Source organism: Pseudorhodobacter wandonensis (genome assembly GCF_001202035.1).
Taxonomy (GTDB): domain Bacteria; phylum Pseudomonadota; class Alphaproteobacteria; order Rhodobacterales; family Rhodobacteraceae; genus Pseudorhodobacter; species Pseudorhodobacter wandonensis.
The window spans coordinates 54,427-67,918 of the sequence record NZ_LGHT01000042.1; the positions used below are offsets into that span (position 1 = coordinate 54,427).

Here is a 13,492-nt window from a genome sequence, read left to right on the forward strand (position 1 = left end):
GCAGGGCTCCGATCTCGCTTTGTAAAACTCAGTGGACAGACCTGTCGTTTTGCGGCGGTCAAGTCAAGACCGCACGCGCAGGATGCCGCCAGATCACGCGACTGTCATGCCCGATCGCCACGACCCGCGCGGTTGAAACCGTGGTCGGTCTATCCACCGCTGCGACAAGCGCTGCGGTATCCATGCCCGGCAATGAGGCAAAGGCATCGAACAGGCGCTCGGCGCCAAGTGCCGCCACAGGGATCAGCAAGGCCTGCCCGTCTTGCTGCTTTAGCCGCCACACCCGCTGCCCGCCAACCATCAGCAGGCGCAGCTCGACCAGTTCGCGCAGGGCCACAGCGCCGCCACTGTTGGGGCCGAAATAGCTGACCTGACCTTCGTCAAATTCAACCACTCCGGGGGCCTCGCCGGTTTGGGCAAAGCGCTTGCGCCGCCATGCAAGCACACCAAGACCCGCCGCCAAAGCGACAATCGCCCCGCCAACCGGCACCAGAACATAGCCGCCAAGCGCCATGACCCAAAGGCCCGCAGCCGCCAAACCGCCTGCTGCAAACACTTCGCGCAGCCGCCACAGCTGGTCACGCGCCTCGGGGCGGATCAGGCTCATGCCCAATCGCCTAATTGCGCCTGCCATAGCGTCAGCGCGGCCACAGCGGCCGTATCGGCCCGCAAGATGCGGGGGCCAAGGCTGGCCTGAACGACCTGCGGCATCGCGGCCAACTGTGCCTGTTCTTCTTCGGAAAACCCGCCTTCGGGGCCGATCAGCACCGCCCAAGGTCCCGCCGCGCCGCCTTTGGGCAAGGCCTGCGCCACACCGGCCAGATGCTCATTGCACCACAAGATCTGCCGGTCTGCCGGCCACGCGGCCAGAACCTTGGCCAGAGGTTGCACATCATCGACCACCGGCACAAAGGTGCCACCGCATTGCTCGGCGGCCTCAATGGCATGGGCGCGCAGCTTGTCCACCCGAATGCGGTCGGCATTGGTGAACCGCGTTTGCACCGGCATGACGCGCGCGGCCCCCAGCTCGGTCGCCTTTTCGACGATGAAATCGGTGCGGGCCTTTTTGATCGGGGCAAACAGCAGCCACAGATCGGGGGGCATACGCAGCGGCGCGGTTTGGTCCATGCAAACCAAAAGGCCCTTGCGCTTGCCTGCCTCGGCCACTTCGGCCCGCCATTCGCCATTCTCGCCGTCAAAGACCAGAACCGACGCCCCAACGCCCAGCCGCATCACGTTGAACAAATAGTTCGCCTGCCCCTCGTTCAAGGCAATCACTTGCCCCTGCCCGACTGGCTGATCTACAAAGAGTCTGATTTTTGCATTTCCCATAGGGGCAATTTATGACCGCATCCGGCCAAATACCAGAGCCAAAGCCGGAACCTTTTGGCCAGGCGGTTGCCGATGCCCCGGCGGGCAATTGGGTAGACCGGTTTGCCCCCGCGCCGACCCGCCCCTACCTGCGACTAAGCCGCGCCGACAGGCCCATCGGCACCTGGCTGTTGCTGATTCCCTGCTTTTGGGGCGTAGCCCTTGCCGCCGCAGCCGATATTGCTGGCTTTCGCGTTTGGGATCTGTGGATCGCCTTGGGCTGTACCATCGGCGCCTTTCTGATGCGGGGTGCGGGCTGCACTTGGAACGACATCACCGACCGCGAGTTTGACGCCGCCGTTGCCCGCACCAAAAGCCGGCCGATTCCCTCGGGGCAAGTGACGGTAAGGCAAGCGGCAGTCTGGATGGGGCTGCAAGCCGCCATCGCAGGGCTGATTCTGTTTTCCTATAACGCGGCGACGATTGGTCTTGGCATCGCGTCGTTGGCGTTGGTTGTGATTTATCCCTTTGCCAAGCGCTTTACGTGGTGGCCGCAAGTGTTTTTGGGTCTTGCGTTCAACTGGGGCGCCTTGGTCGCGTGGACGGCGCATAGCGGCGCGCTTGCGGTGCCTGCCGTGCTGCTATGGCTGTCGGGCATTGCCTGGACGCTGTTCTATGACACGATCTATGCCCATCAAGACAAAGAAGATGACGCGCTGATTGGCGTAAAATCAACGGCGCGGCTGTTTGGTGACACGCATAGCAAAGCATGGCTGCGCGGGTTTTTGGTGGTTGCGGTGCTGTTGATGACCGCCGCCGTGCTGTTGGCCTTGCTGCCGCAAGACCCCGGATTGCCGAAACTTATTGCCGCTTTGGCCGGGGTTTGGGGTTTTGGCTGGCATATGGCATGGCAATTGGCGAGGTTGGATACGACCGACCCGGCCAAATGCCTGCTGCTGTTTCGCGCAAACCGCGATGCGGGGCTTATCCCTGCGCTATTTCTTGCCGGTGCCGCATTGCTTTGATTGCTCCTCTCGTCTCAACGGCCTAAGCATCAATACGCAATGTCAAATAGTGGTCTAATGCAGCTTCGCAAAACAGTTCTTACCGCATCAGCAATTCTCGTCGCGGGCGCGTTGGCGTCTATGGGGGCGTGGTGGTCGGCACTGGCCATTGAAAAGCGCTCGGCCGCAGCCGTCACATCGCAATTGCTTAGCAATGGCATCACCTGGGCCACAGTCGAGGCGAACGGATTGCAACTGCGCCTGAACGGCACCGCCCCGAATGAGGCGGCGCGTTTTCGCGTGGTCAATATGGCGGGCAGCGTGGTTCAGGCCAGCCGTGTGCGTGACCAGCTGGAAGTGACCGCCATGCGCGAAGTTGAGGCGCCGCGTTTTTCGCTGGAAATTTTGCGCAATGATGACGGGATTTCCCTGATCGGCCTTGTGCCGGGCAAAGAGGTTGACCCCGCGCTTTCCGAAAGCGTGGCCAACCTGACCAATGGCCTGCCGATTTCCGACATGCTGGAAAGCGCTGATTACCCGGCGCCGGAAGGCTGGGCTGCGGCGCTGAAATTCGGCCTTGCCGCCCTGCGCATCCTGCCGCGATCAAAAATCTCGATCTCGGCGGAACTGGTTGAAATCACAGCGATTTCACAAAACCCCGAAGAAAAGCGCAAACTTGAGAGCGATCTTGCACGGCTGGCACCTAACAGCCTGCATGTAAGGATGAACATTTCGGCCCCACGCCCCGTGCTGACACCGTTTACCTTGCGCTTTGTGATCGATGAGAATGGTGCCCGTTTCGATGCCTGTTCCGCCGATACCGACAAATCACGCGACCGAATTTTATCGGCAGGTGTGACGGCAGGCGTTGCCGGTAAAACCAATTGCGTCGTCGGGCTGGGTGTACCAACGCCACGTTGGGCCGAGGCTGCAGAAGCCGGTATCCGCGCTGTGGCAGCACTTGGCAAAGGCACGATCACGTTTTCGGATGCCGATGTTTCGCTTTTGGCCTCGGTCGATACCACGCAGGCCGATTTTGACCGTGTTGTCGGCGATTTGCAGGCGCAGCTGCCGCCGGTATTTTCGCTGGATTCGACGCTGCCGCCCAAACCGACGGCCACCAATGCCGGCCCCGCCGAATTTACTGCCACGCTTGACGAATCGGGTAAAGTGCAGCTGCGCGGCCGTTTGTCGGATGAGACATTGCGCATCGCCGCCGACAGCTATGCCCGGTCACAATTCGGCGCCAATAGCGTGTATACCGCGACCCGGCTTGATGCCGAGCTGCCCGATGGTTGGGCGGTACGGGTGCTGACCGGGCTCGAATCACTGGCGCTGTTACACCATGGCACGCTGTTGGTTCGCGCCGATACGGTTGAGGTGGCAGGCGTTACGGGCAAACCCGATGGCCGCGGCCGCATTTCGCAAATCCTGTCGGATAAGCTGGGCCAGGGCAAAACCTTTCGCATCAGCGTCACCTATGACGAGAAATATGACCCGTTGGCCGCCCTGCCAACGCCTGAGGAATGCGTCGCCGATATGAATGCGGCGATGCAGCGTAACAAGATCACATTTGCGCCCGGCTCTGCCGAAATTGACGCCAATGCCGCCGCAACCGTCGATGCCCTAAGCGAGATTCTGGCTGGTTGCCCGCCGCTGGAAATGGAGATTTCGGGCCACACTGACAGTCAAGGTTCTGACAGCGGCAACCGCGCGCTTAGCCAGGCACGTGCCGATGCCCTGTTAACCGCCTTGCAAGGGCGCGGACTGAACGTTGCCGCCTTTATCGCCAAAGGCTATGGCGAGGATGACCCGATCGCCGATAACGGTACCGAAGAAGGACGCGAAGCCAACCGCCGCATTGAGTTCAAGTTGCTAAGCGAGCCTACCCCCGAAACCCAACCTTCGGCCACCGATCTGGTCGCCGCTGCAATGGCCGAGCAGGCCGCCAAGGATGCAGCAGAAAATGCGGCAGGCGGGGCCGGGCCGGAGGCCCCAGCAGACGCAGCAGCAGACCCAGCAGCCGACGCACCAATCGATGCGGCAACGGATGCAAATATTGGCTCGGGTGATGATATGGGCTCTGGTGATGGCAGTGGTGACGGCAGCGGCGATGCTGAACCGTCGAATGCCCCCGCCGATACCGATGCCAGTGCAGCCGCAGCAACCGCAGCGCCTGAACCCGCCACAACCCAGAACCCGACGTCGGATTTTGTGCCAAGCGACCAAGCATGGGGCCGCCCGAAACCAAACCCGAAAGCTGCGCCCTGACCGACCGAATGACCCGGCTTGCGCCAGCACCACTCGCCAATTAAAAGTAAAAATATGAACCGCACAGAATTCATCATCGCCACCACCATCATCCTCTTTGTGGCTTTCATGCTGGGGTGGTTCACGCATTGGCTTTTACACCGTTTTACCCGCGTGACGGGCGGTGATGTGAATGAGGTGGATAACCTTGCCAAATCCCTGCACGAGGCCGAAGAATTGCGCGATCAGGCGATTCTGTATCTGGAACAACGCGAGGCCGAGCTGACCAATCAGGTCAGCCAATCCGAGGCCGAGCTGCGTGCCGCGATGGACGGTCTGCGCGAGGCGCGGCATGAAGCCGAAGAAATGCGCGCCTATATCGAGCGCATGCACAGCGCTGCAGACTAACGCCCGCGCTTGCCGCGCATCACGCCTGTGGTAGGCGGCGCAGTGCTTGTGGAAACGCGATTACGGGGCCGCGCAGCCCTGCAGTTCGACCGCGCGATGTTTGCCCAAAACGGTGATTCGCAATGCGCCGCGCTGAAGGGCAAGCGCCGCCCCTGCCGGACCAACCATATCGACAACCGCCTGCAATGCGCCGCCGCGCCGCGCCACATCGGCAGCCGAGACCCAAACCCCTGGCAGGCCGGTTTCAACCACGACGACCTCATCCCCGCCGGTTGAGGGCATTTGCAAATTTGCCGTCAGTTGCATACCGCCCTTATTGGGCAAGATTTCGCAATTCGCACTGGCCACGCCTGCCTCTTTCGCGGTCGAGGGGCGCGCGCGCAAAGCCCGTTCAATTCTCTCATCCTTGGTCGCAGCAAACGGCAACGCCGCCGCCACATTGAACGAGGCCGGCACGCAAATATCGGAGCAAACCCCAAGATCAACCGCTGCCTTTAGTTCAACCGGCAGTTTGGGGTCCAGCGGCACGATTTCCACAGGCAGCACCAGTTCATGGCTATAGCCGATCGTTTGCATTCCACCGACCGAAAACACCTTGGGCCGTGGCCAATGAATTTCGACGGATTTCACATTGCGCGACCCCGACCAATCAAAGCTGGGTGGAATGCCGTTATCGCCCGGCGCACGCCAATAGGTTTTCCAGCCGTCCTGCAGTTGCAGTTGAAACGCCGCCATCTGGTTGCCGTTGGGCAGTTTCCAACCCTTGCGCAGACTGGCCTGCAATACCTCGGATTGGGCCAGCGCAGGGCCAACCATGGCAAAACACGCAAGCAAACCAATTGCGGATAGAAAGGAGCGGGATTTATACATCATGACTTTCCATAATCTGTCTTGGCCGTGCTGCACAATCACATTGCAGCGATCCTTATGTTATCTGCGACATTCGCGCAAATTGGGCTTGAGGTATCGCACGCCCGGTCCCATGTTATTCTTATGGAAAACAGAGTTGAAATGGATCTCACAGGAAAACTTCTCATCGCCATGCCGGGGATGGAGGACCCGAGGTTTGATGCTTCGGTCATTCTGATTTGCGCCCATTCAAGCAAGGGCGCGATGGGGCTGATCATCAACAAACCAGTGGCTGACCTTGATTTCGAATCCCTGCTGGAACAGCTTGGCATCCCCCATTTGCCCGAAAGCCGCAGCATATCCGTGCATTTCGGCGGGCCGGTTGAACGCGGGCGTGGCTTTGTTCTGCATTCGCCGGACTATCACGCCACAGATGGCACGATGGATATTGCGGGCAGCTTTGGCATGACCGCAACCCAAGACATCCTGCGTGCACTGGGCCGGGGCGAAGGGCCGCAAACCGCGCTTTTGGCGCTTGGCTATGCCGGTTGGGGTGCGGGCCAGTTAGAGGCCGAGATTCTGCGCAATGACTGGCTAACCTCAGACGCCCCTGCCGATCTGATCTTTGGGGCAGAGCCTGCCGGCAAATGGGCGGCAGCGCTGCGCCATATGGGGGTGAACCCGCAGGCGCTGTCAGGGTCTGCCGGCCACGCCTAGGCGTGACGCGTCACCCCGTTCATGGCCCAATCGTGAAACACTGCACGGCACGCGCCTGCAACCGGCGGCAGGCAAGGTCGGCCTGTTCCTGGCTCAGTCCCATGTAATTGGCATCATACCCGCCTTTACGTTCCACCACTTTGCGCAAGCCATCCCGCAGGGTGGCGCTTTCGGCCAGGGCGGTTTGCATCAATGCCCGCTCGGCCGTGCTGCGCGACGGGAAACGCCCGAGGTTTACGCCCCAATGCCGCCCGCCCGAGGTCGATACCCGTGTCACCACCACAGGCGCCGACGGAACGACCTTTTCAGGCTCGGCCGAGGCCATCAGCAGCTTGGCAGGCCGCTTTCGCGGGGTTGCATCGGCAACAACAGCCTCGGCTGGCACTGCCTTGGCGGGTGCCGTATCAGCAGGCATAACATCCGTCAGCTGGAATTCAGGGGCAGCCGCCACAGGTTCTGCCGCAGTTTCCTCCGACGCGGGTTCAACGCCAGAGGCAATTTGCATTGACGTTGGCTCTATATCAACAGGCTCGCGCTCTGCCGAAGCAAGCTCGGCCGGCTTTGGCTCGGGGCGCAGGTCTGCGATAATCGGTGCGGTTTCTTCGGCCACATCCTCGGGCACGTCTTCGGTGACGACTTCGGCAAACACTTCGGGCGCCGCCGGAGGCTCGGTGATCTCTGCCAAAATCCCGGCAATATCGGCTTGCATCGCCTCTACAGCCACAGCTGTCTCGGCCACTTTCTGGTCGCTGACCGGTCGGGGCGCCGGACGCGGAGAGCTTTTCAACGAGGTCACAAGCCGGATCGTTTTGCCTGCACTGCGGCCATCGCCATTGCCCTGCATATCGTCAACACCGCTGTCGGCTACGACCTCGACATCGCCACCCGGCAGGTTTGCAGGCGCGGGTTTGCGCACGGCCACGTTGTTCTTGGCGGTGCCAAAGCCAAGATCCAACAGCTCGGCCATTTTGGCATTGCGTTGTGCGGTTGATGTGCCGCCAAACACGGTTGCGATAATACGCTTGTTGCCCCGCTCGGCCGAAGCCGTCAGGTTGAACCCTGCCGCCGAGGTGTAACCGGTCTTGATTCCGTCCGCGCCTTCATAGGCGTCCAGAAACCGGCGGTTGGTGTTGCGCACCTTGGCCATGCCTGCATCGGTTTCGCGGCGCGAGAAAATATTGTAATATTCGGGAAAGTCGTAAAACAGGCGGCGGCCCAGCGTTGTCATGTCACGTGCGGTCGAAAGGTGGCCAGGGGTCGTCAACCCGTTCGCGTTTTTAAAGGTCGAGTTGCGCATACCCAGCGCCTTGGCCGTGCGGTTCATCCGTTCGGCCCAGCGCGCCTCATTTCCACCCAAAGCGTCGCCAATCGCCGAGGCCGCATCATTTGCCGATTTGACCGCGGCAGCGCGGATCAGATAGCGCAATGCAATCTTTTGCCCGGCCCGCAGCCCCAGTTTCGACGGCGGCTTTGACGCTGCGTTCTTGGACACCGTAATCATCGAGTCCAATGAAATCTCACCCCGTCGAATTGCGTCAAAGGTGATATAAAGTGTCATCATTTTTGTCAGCGAGGCGGGGTGCAAACGCGCGTCTGCGTTCCGCTCGTACAAGGTTTCGCCGCTTCGGGCGTCAATCACAACCGCGGCATAGGGCGCTGCCTGCCCCATGCGGACGGATGAAACGGAAACAACCGTCGCAAATGCGAGCAAAAGAAAAATGCGGGTGAAAAACCCTAATAGCGATGCCACGTCGCTGTTCCTTGTCCTGCCTCATGATGCCCCTGATTTTTTTGTGGGGCTTAAACTGCTGACACAAACGTAACACGACCGCGCGCCGCGCGGGAAGCCCAAAACTTTCTTCATTTATCAATAGCTTTGCCGGTATTCTTAACACCGCGTCGCAACATCTACATCTAGTGTTGCGCCAGCCGATACCCCCTATCCATGGATATTAGCGGGTAGTGCCGATATGCAACGTTGCCAATAAATCAGCCAGACCACCCAAATCGGGCAGGCTGTGAAAGCGCGCGTTGCCGACTGGTGCGTCGGCATGTTCCAACGCCCATGTCAGCCCATGCGGAATATGCACCCCCCAACCGCCCGCAGCGATTACGGGCAGCACATCTGATTTCAGCGAATTGCCAACCATCAGCGCACGATCCGCCCGCCCGCCATGCCGCGCAAACAGCTTTTCATAGGCCGCCGGCGTTTTTTCCGACACAATCTCGACGCCGTGAAACAACTCTCCTAACCCCGATTGCGCCAGCTTGCGCTCTTGGTCCAGCAAATCGCCTTTGGTAATCAGCAATACCTGATGGTCTTTGGCGGCCTCTATCACGGCCTCACGCGCGTTTGGCAGCAATTCGATGGGATGGGCCAGCATCTCGCGCCCTGCAGCCATGATCTCGGCAATCACCGGGGCGGATACGCGGCCCTCGGTTACCTCGATCGCGGTTTCAATCATCGATAGCACAAAACCTTTGATACCATAGCCATAATGCCCGATATTGCGCCGCTCAGCCGCAAGCAACCGGTCGTGCAAATGCTCCGGCGCTGCATGGTCGGCAAGCAGTTCGGTAAACCGCGCCTGCGTCAGCCGAAAGAACGCCTCGTTTTGCCACAGCGTATCATCGGCATCAAAACCAACCGTTAAAATATCCCGCATCCTTTGACCCCCGGCCCCCTAAACTAACCTGCTGCAAAGCTCGGCCACAGCCACCCCTTTGCGCCTAAAGAAAAAACTCTATAATATACAAACAGCGCCCGACAGCCGAATCCCAAGCGCCCAACACAAGACGGAGCATCCCCGTGCCACAACAGCCTTTCACGCTTACTGAAAAGCCAGACGGGAACAGCGGCGACCCGGCTTTGTTAACCAAGCCCAAGCCGAAAACACAACGCCCGCCCATGTATAAGGTTATGCTTTTGAACGATGATTTCACGCCGATGGAATTTGTCGTACATATTCTAGAGCGGTTTTTCGGCCTTAACCATGCCCAAGCGTTTGAGATTATGCTGACTGTCCACAAAAAGGGCCTTGCTGTGGTGGGGGTGTTTTCCTTTGAGATTGCTGAAACCAAAGTGGCGCAGGTGATGGATTTTTCGCGCAGGCATCAGCATCCGTTGCAATGCACCATGGAAAAAGAGTAAAGCTGCACCTCTTGTGGCCCCTAACGCCCCCATACAAAGGATCAAGGCCGTGACCTGCGGCTGCCCATGCGCTCAGAACGTCTGACATTCGCGTTGCGAAACAACCAATTGGCCTTGCCCGACGGCGGTGAAATTCTGGCTTTGCGCCCGCGTGGCGGCGATGATCTGTCGATGCTGCCCAAGGCGCGGCTGACCGTTCAGCAATCCATGCGCCCCGATTATGACGATTTCAGCGCCCGCGGCTATCACGTCGTGGCCAAGCGCCCTGCATCACGTTTCGCCGCAGTTTTGGTTTGCGTGCCCCGCGCCAAGGCCGAGGCCCGTGCCTTACTGGCCGAGGCTGCCGCCGCCACGGGGCCGAATGGTCTTATCATCGTTGACGGCCAGAAAAACGATGGCATCGACAGCCTGCTGCGCGATCTGCGCCAGCGTTTCACCGTTTCAGAACCGGTTTCCAAGGCGCATGGCAAGCTGTTCAGCTTTACGCCCCAAGATGACCTGATGCTGGATTGGGCGGCCAAGCCCCAGATCATCGACGGCGGCTTTCAAACCCTGCCCGGCGTGTTTTCGGCCGATGGGCCAGATGCCGGCTCGGTGTTGCTGGCTGCGGCCCTGCCCGAAAAACTGGGGGCGCGGGTCATCGATCTGGGCGCCGGCTGGGGCTACCTCGCCCGCGCCATCCTTACCCGCCCTTCGGTAAAAGAGCTGCATCTGGTCGAGGCCGAAGAAATTGCGCTGGACTGTGCGCGGATCAACATCACCGACCCGCGCGCGCAGTTTCATTGGGCCGATGCCACCCGTTTCAAACTGGATCGCGGCGTTGATGCGGTGGTCTGCAACCCGCCCTTTCACACCGCCCGCGACCCTGATCCCGCGCTTGGTGCCGCCTTTATTCAATCTGCCGCCCGGCTTTTGGCCCCGCATGGCACGCTTTGGATGGTGGCAAACCGGCACCTGCCCTATGAAAAGACCCTTGCCCCACTGTTTCGCGATGTCGAAGAAATAGGCCGCGATCCGCGTTTTCGCATCACCCGCGCCGCGCGCCCTACCCGCCCCTAACCACTGCCCGCCCCTAACCACTGTAGGAGTATCCCCATGTCGTTTTCCATTTCTGGCAAAACCGCGATCATCACCGGCTCGGCTGCGGGCATCGGCCTTGCGGTGGCACGGCATTTTCTGGCCAAAGGCGCGAATGTCATGTTCGCGGATATGGATGAAACCAAGCTGGGCAGCGAATGTTCGGAAGAGGCCAAGGCCGAAGGGGCTTTGCGCTATTTTGGCGGCGATTTGCGCGAAAAACTAACCATCGCCAACCTGCTTTCGGCCACAATCGACGCCTTTGACCGCGTAGATATTCTGGTCAACGCCAGCCGCCAGATGAGGCCATCTGACCCGCTGAACCCCGATGAAGACGCTGTCGAGGCAATGTGGCAACAAAACCTGATGACCAGCCTGCGCCTGTCACAAATGACGGCCAAGCGCATGATCTCACAGGCGGAAAAGGCCGGCGCGACCGAGGGCAACATCGGCTCGATCATCAACATGTCCTCTATTGCTGCCCGCCGCACGCAGCCCGAGTTGCTCGGCTATTCCATTTCCTGCGCGGCTGTCGAACAAATGACCCGCTCGCTTGCGGTGGCGCTGGCACCCAAACGCATCCGCGTCAACGCCGTCTCTTTCGGCTCTTTGATGAGCGCGAGCTTGCAAGGCGCGTTGAAGGAAAACCCCGATTATCACGATGTGATAACCGCCGCGACGCCGATGGGCCGGATTGCCGGCGCGGATGAGCTGTCGGAAACCGTACAATATCTGGCCTCGGATGCCTCGGGCTTCATGACCGGCCAGATTGTCACGCTGGATGGTGGCCGCGGCGTGATCGACGCTGCAGCGGCCCCGGCGCATTAACATCTATTCCGGATGCGTCGCCTTGCAGCTGGCAATCGCTGGCGCTGCGGCCTTTGCCTGCGCCGCACGTTTCTTTTGCAACTCGGCCAATAGCTGGCTCTCTTCGGCAAGGTTGATCGCGCGCGGTTTGGTCACCGTAAAAGTATACTCTTCCAGGCATAGCTCGGGCGGGCGCGGCGCCTCTCCGGGTTTCGGCGCAGGCCCACGGCGACAGGATTCCCAGCGCACCCCGGTGCGTTCAACCTCTTCAATCGCATAGCCGCGATCAAGGTTGCCCTGCGCCTCGGCAATCAGCCTGTCAACCACCCGCATATCGCGCGTGACGCTGGCGATGCAGCGCTCTTGCGGGGTGCCACAGCCTGCCAATGCTGCCAAAACCGGAATCAGAACCAAGTGTTTCATCGCATCCCCCCAATCACATAGGCCCTGTCTAATAGCTTGCGCAGACGAATAAAAGGCTGCGATACTTGGCTTAAATCAGGACACAGCGCGACATGGCCAAAATCACCCTAAACATTGAACCGGGCACGGAATTTTCGGTTCGCGTCACGCCCAGCGCCTCACGCAATGCCATCACTACCGAAGATGGCGCAATCCGCGTCTATGTCACCACAATCCCCGAGGATGGCAAGGCCACGGCGGCCGTTATCAAGCTGCTGGCCAAATCGCTTGGCGTCGCCAAATCGCGGCTGACCCTGATCCGCGGCACCACCAGCCGCGACAAACAGTTCCGCCTCGATTAATCCGCAGCCCCTTCGGCGCCCTGCCGTATCAGCCGATAGCTGCCCTCGGGCAAATCCAGTGCTGCCAACAGGTCATTCACCTGCACCATCGATAGAGTTATCGTCACCGGCTCGCCGCTGCGCGGGTCAAGCTGCTCTAACGTCACGCAATCTTCAAAGGCCGAGATGGTTACATCTTCGGTCAAGCTTATTGCGCCCTCATCAATCAGGGTCACAACCGTCGCGTCAAATTCGTGCTCTATGGTAAACATAGCCCAGTTTAGGCCCAGCCCTCTGGCTTGGGCAATCCCCCTTGCGCAACAACCCTGTGTGATCGGGGCTTTTCCTTAAGGCCTGATCTGCTAATTAGGTACCCGAATGGGAAAAGGATAAAAATGCGCCAGTTTGTTGCCATTATGCTGTCTTTGTCGCTCGCAGGCTGCGTGGCGCCGGTTGTGCAATCGCCGCAAGAGGCCACGCGCCCCGCGCAGCCTTCGCAAGCCGCGCAAGAGCTTGCCCCCACCCAAGCGGCCCGCAATTTCGTCACCGCCGTCTCTGGCGTCGAGCCTGTGGCCGAACGCATCTGCCGCGAACGCACCCGCGGCATCAATTGTGATTTCCAGATCGCGATTGATGATCGGCAGGGCCAGGCCCCCAATGCCTTTCAAACAGTGGATGATTACGGCCGCCCGATTCTGGCGTTTAACCTTGCCCTCATCGCCAATGCCCAAAACGTCGATGAACTGGCCTTTGTCATGGGGCATGAGGCGGCGCATCACATCGCAGGCCACATCCCCCAACAGCAACAAAGCGCCACCGAAGGCGCGCTGTTGGCAGGGCTTTTGGTGGCCGTTGGCGGCGGCGGCGAGGCGGCGGTACAAAAGGCGCAGCAAATCGGCGCCAGTGTCGGCGCACGCCGCTATTCCAAAGGGTTTGAGCTGGAGGCAGATGCGCTCGGCGCTGAAATCACCGAACGTGCAGGTTTTGACGCCCTGCGCGGCGCCGCCTTTTTTGATCGCCTGCCCGATCCCGGCGATGCCTTTCTTGGCAGCCACCCGCCGAATGCGGCCCGTCGTGCAACTGTGACCAAAGCTGTGGCGGCCCTGCGCTAATCTCTTGCGCGCCACATCCGCAACAGGCAGGCTGGGGCCAAGACCCCAAGGCACAGGCGCATT

Annotated in this window: 16 protein-coding genes; 9 read left to right on the forward strand and 7 right to left on the reverse strand. The window is 60.2% G+C overall.

Annotation, left to right across the window (positions count from 1 at the left end; translation table 11 throughout):
- Positions 1 to 58: 58 nt before the first annotated feature.
- On the reverse strand, positions 59 to 607 hold the full coding sequence (locus AKU79_RS14480) for a hypothetical protein (RefSeq protein ID WP_050524301.1): 549 nt from the start codon (positions 605 to 607) through the stop codon (positions 59 to 61).
- A complete protein-coding gene (locus tag AKU79_RS14485; RefSeq protein ID WP_050524302.1) occupies positions 604 to 1,332 on the reverse strand; it encodes a 16S rRNA (uracil(1498)-N(3))-methyltransferase in 729 nt (242 codons plus the stop codon). Before AKU79_RS14485 ends, AKU79_RS14480 begins: the two co-directional genes overlap by 4 nt.
- Positions 1,333 to 1,343: 11 nt before the next feature.
- Between AKU79_RS14485 and ubiA the strand changes: the two genes are divergently transcribed.
- Genes ubiA through AKU79_RS14500 form a run of 3 tightly spaced genes read left to right on the forward strand, consistent with a single transcriptional unit; the run spans position 1,344 to position 4,973 of the window.
- A complete protein-coding gene (gene ubiA / locus AKU79_RS14490) occupies positions 1,344 to 2,336 on the forward strand; it encodes a 4-hydroxybenzoate octaprenyltransferase (RefSeq protein WP_050524303.1) in 993 nt (330 codons plus the stop codon).
- A 57-nt stretch (positions 2,337 to 2,393) separates the two neighbouring features.
- On the forward strand, positions 2,394 to 4,586 hold the full coding sequence (locus AKU79_RS14495; protein WP_082224055.1) for an OmpA family protein: 2,193 nt from the start codon (positions 2,394 to 2,396) through the stop codon (positions 4,584 to 4,586).
- A 54-nt stretch (positions 4,587 to 4,640) separates the two neighbouring features.
- Positions 4,641 to 4,973, forward strand: coding sequence for a hypothetical protein (locus tag AKU79_RS14500; RefSeq protein WP_050524304.1), 333 nt, complete (start codon positions 4,641 to 4,643; stop codon positions 4,971 to 4,973).
- A gap of 60 nt (positions 4,974 to 5,033) precedes the next feature.
- Here AKU79_RS14500 and AKU79_RS14505 read toward each other — a convergent pair whose 3' ends face one another.
- Positions 5,034 to 5,846 carry a protein-disulfide reductase DsbD domain-containing protein gene (locus AKU79_RS14505; RefSeq protein ID WP_231580201.1) on the reverse strand — a complete coding sequence of 271 codons (813 nt, stop codon included), beginning with the start codon at positions 5,844 to 5,846 and terminating at the stop codon, positions 5,034 to 5,036.
- A 138-nt stretch (positions 5,847 to 5,984) separates the two neighbouring features.
- On the opposite strand from AKU79_RS14505, the gene AKU79_RS14510 reads away from it, so the two are divergent.
- A complete protein-coding gene (locus tag AKU79_RS14510) occupies positions 5,985 to 6,539 on the forward strand; it encodes a YqgE/AlgH family protein (protein WP_050524305.1) in 555 nt (184 codons plus the stop codon).
- A gap of 19 nt (positions 6,540 to 6,558) precedes the next feature.
- Here the strand turns inward: AKU79_RS14510 and AKU79_RS14515 are convergent, their stop codons facing one another.
- The gene (locus AKU79_RS14515; protein WP_082224056.1) at positions 6,559 to 8,208 is read right to left on the reverse strand and encodes a D-alanyl-D-alanine carboxypeptidase family protein; all 1,650 of its coding nucleotides are present in this window, start codon (positions 8,206 to 8,208) and stop codon (positions 6,559 to 6,561) included.
- 283 nt (positions 8,209 to 8,491) lie between these two features.
- Positions 8,492 to 9,205 carry an HAD family hydrolase gene (locus AKU79_RS14520; protein ID WP_050524307.1) on the reverse strand — a complete coding sequence of 238 codons (714 nt, stop codon included), beginning with the start codon at positions 9,203 to 9,205 and terminating at the stop codon, positions 8,492 to 8,494.
- 143 nt (positions 9,206 to 9,348) lie between these two features.
- Between AKU79_RS14520 and clpS the strand changes: the two genes are divergently transcribed.
- The 3 genes from clpS (at position 9,349) to AKU79_RS14535 (ending at position 11,595) form a co-directional block, all read left to right on the forward strand.
- Positions 9,349 to 9,690, forward strand: coding sequence for an ATP-dependent Clp protease adapter ClpS (clpS, locus tag AKU79_RS14525; protein WP_050524308.1), 342 nt, complete (start codon positions 9,349 to 9,351; stop codon positions 9,688 to 9,690).
- A 66-nt stretch (positions 9,691 to 9,756) separates the two neighbouring features.
- Complete coding sequence (locus tag AKU79_RS14530) at positions 9,757 to 10,749, forward strand: class I SAM-dependent methyltransferase (RefSeq protein WP_050524309.1); 993 nt, start codon at positions 9,757 to 9,759, stop codon at positions 10,747 to 10,749.
- A gap of 36 nt (positions 10,750 to 10,785) precedes the next feature.
- The gene (locus tag AKU79_RS14535; protein WP_050524310.1) at positions 10,786 to 11,595 is read left to right on the forward strand and encodes an SDR family NAD(P)-dependent oxidoreductase; all 810 of its coding nucleotides are present in this window, start codon (positions 10,786 to 10,788) and stop codon (positions 11,593 to 11,595) included.
- Between the two features lie 3 nt (positions 11,596 to 11,598).
- On the opposite strand, the gene AKU79_RS14540 is transcribed toward AKU79_RS14535, so the two are convergent.
- Complete coding sequence (locus tag AKU79_RS14540; protein ID WP_050524311.1) at positions 11,599 to 11,997, reverse strand: hypothetical protein; 399 nt, start codon at positions 11,995 to 11,997, stop codon at positions 11,599 to 11,601.
- 92 nt (positions 11,998 to 12,089) lie between these two features.
- Here AKU79_RS14540 and AKU79_RS14545 point away from each other — a divergent pair, with 92 nt between their 5' ends.
- Positions 12,090 to 12,338 (forward strand): DUF167 domain-containing protein, encoded by a 249-nt coding sequence (locus tag AKU79_RS14545; protein ID WP_050524312.1) that lies wholly within the window; start codon positions 12,090 to 12,092, stop codon positions 12,336 to 12,338.
- On the opposite strand, the gene AKU79_RS14550 is transcribed toward AKU79_RS14545, so the two are convergent.
- Entirely contained in the window at positions 12,335 to 12,589 is a 255-nt protein-coding gene (locus AKU79_RS14550; protein WP_050524313.1) for a hypothetical protein, read from the reverse strand. The two genes, AKU79_RS14545 and AKU79_RS14550, sit on opposite strands and share 4 nt — an antisense overlap.
- Positions 12,590 to 12,712: 123 nt before the next feature.
- Between AKU79_RS14550 and AKU79_RS14555 the strand changes: the two genes are divergently transcribed.
- A complete protein-coding gene (locus AKU79_RS14555; protein WP_050524314.1) occupies positions 12,713 to 13,429 on the forward strand; it encodes a M48 family metallopeptidase in 717 nt (238 codons plus the stop codon).
- The last annotated feature ends 63 nt before the right edge of the window (positions 13,430 to 13,492 follow it).

Excerpts from the sequence above, each read along its gene's own strand:
- AKU79_RS14545 (WP_050524312.1), top strand. The coding sequence starts at position 12,090 with ATGGCCAAAATCACCCTAAACATTGAACCGGGCACGGAATTTTCGGTT.
- AKU79_RS14480 (WP_050524301.1), bottom strand. The coding sequence starts at position 607 with ATGAGCCTGATCCGCCCCGAGGCGCGTGACCAGCTGTGGCGGCTGCGC.
- AKU79_RS14485 (WP_050524302.1), bottom strand. The coding sequence starts at position 1,332 with ATGGGAAATGCAAAAATCAGACTCTTTGTAGATCAGCCAGTCGGGCAG.
- AKU79_RS14520 (WP_050524307.1), bottom strand. The coding sequence starts at position 9,205 with ATGCGGGATATTTTAACGGTTGGTTTTGATGCCGATGATACGCTGTGG.
- AKU79_RS14555 (WP_050524314.1), top strand. The coding sequence starts at position 12,713 with ATGCGCCAGTTTGTTGCCATTATGCTGTCTTTGTCGCTCGCAGGCTGC.
- AKU79_RS14515 (WP_082224056.1), bottom strand. The coding sequence starts at position 8,208 with ATGGGGCAGGCAGCGCCCTATGCCGCGGTTGTGATTGACGCCCGAAGC.
- AKU79_RS14550 (WP_050524313.1), bottom strand. The coding sequence starts at position 12,589 with ATGTTTACCATAGAGCACGAATTTGACGCGACGGTTGTGACCCTGATT.
- AKU79_RS14500 (WP_050524304.1), top strand. The coding sequence starts at position 4,641 with ATGAACCGCACAGAATTCATCATCGCCACCACCATCATCCTCTTTGTG.
- ubiA (WP_050524303.1), top strand. The coding sequence starts at position 1,344 with ATGACCGCATCCGGCCAAATACCAGAGCCAAAGCCGGAACCTTTTGGC.
- AKU79_RS14530 (WP_050524309.1), top strand. The coding sequence starts at position 9,757 with ATGCGCTCAGAACGTCTGACATTCGCGTTGCGAAACAACCAATTGGCC.
- AKU79_RS14540 (WP_050524311.1), bottom strand. The coding sequence starts at position 11,997 with ATGAAACACTTGGTTCTGATTCCGGTTTTGGCAGCATTGGCAGGCTGT.
- AKU79_RS14505 (WP_231580201.1), bottom strand. The coding sequence starts at position 5,846 with ATGATGTATAAATCCCGCTCCTTTCTATCCGCAATTGGTTTGCTTGCG.
- AKU79_RS14535 (WP_050524310.1), top strand. The coding sequence starts at position 10,786 with ATGTCGTTTTCCATTTCTGGCAAAACCGCGATCATCACCGGCTCGGCT.
- AKU79_RS14510 (WP_050524305.1), top strand. The coding sequence starts at position 5,985 with ATGGATCTCACAGGAAAACTTCTCATCGCCATGCCGGGGATGGAGGAC.
- AKU79_RS14495 (WP_082224055.1), top strand. The coding sequence starts at position 2,394 with ATGCAGCTTCGCAAAACAGTTCTTACCGCATCAGCAATTCTCGTCGCG.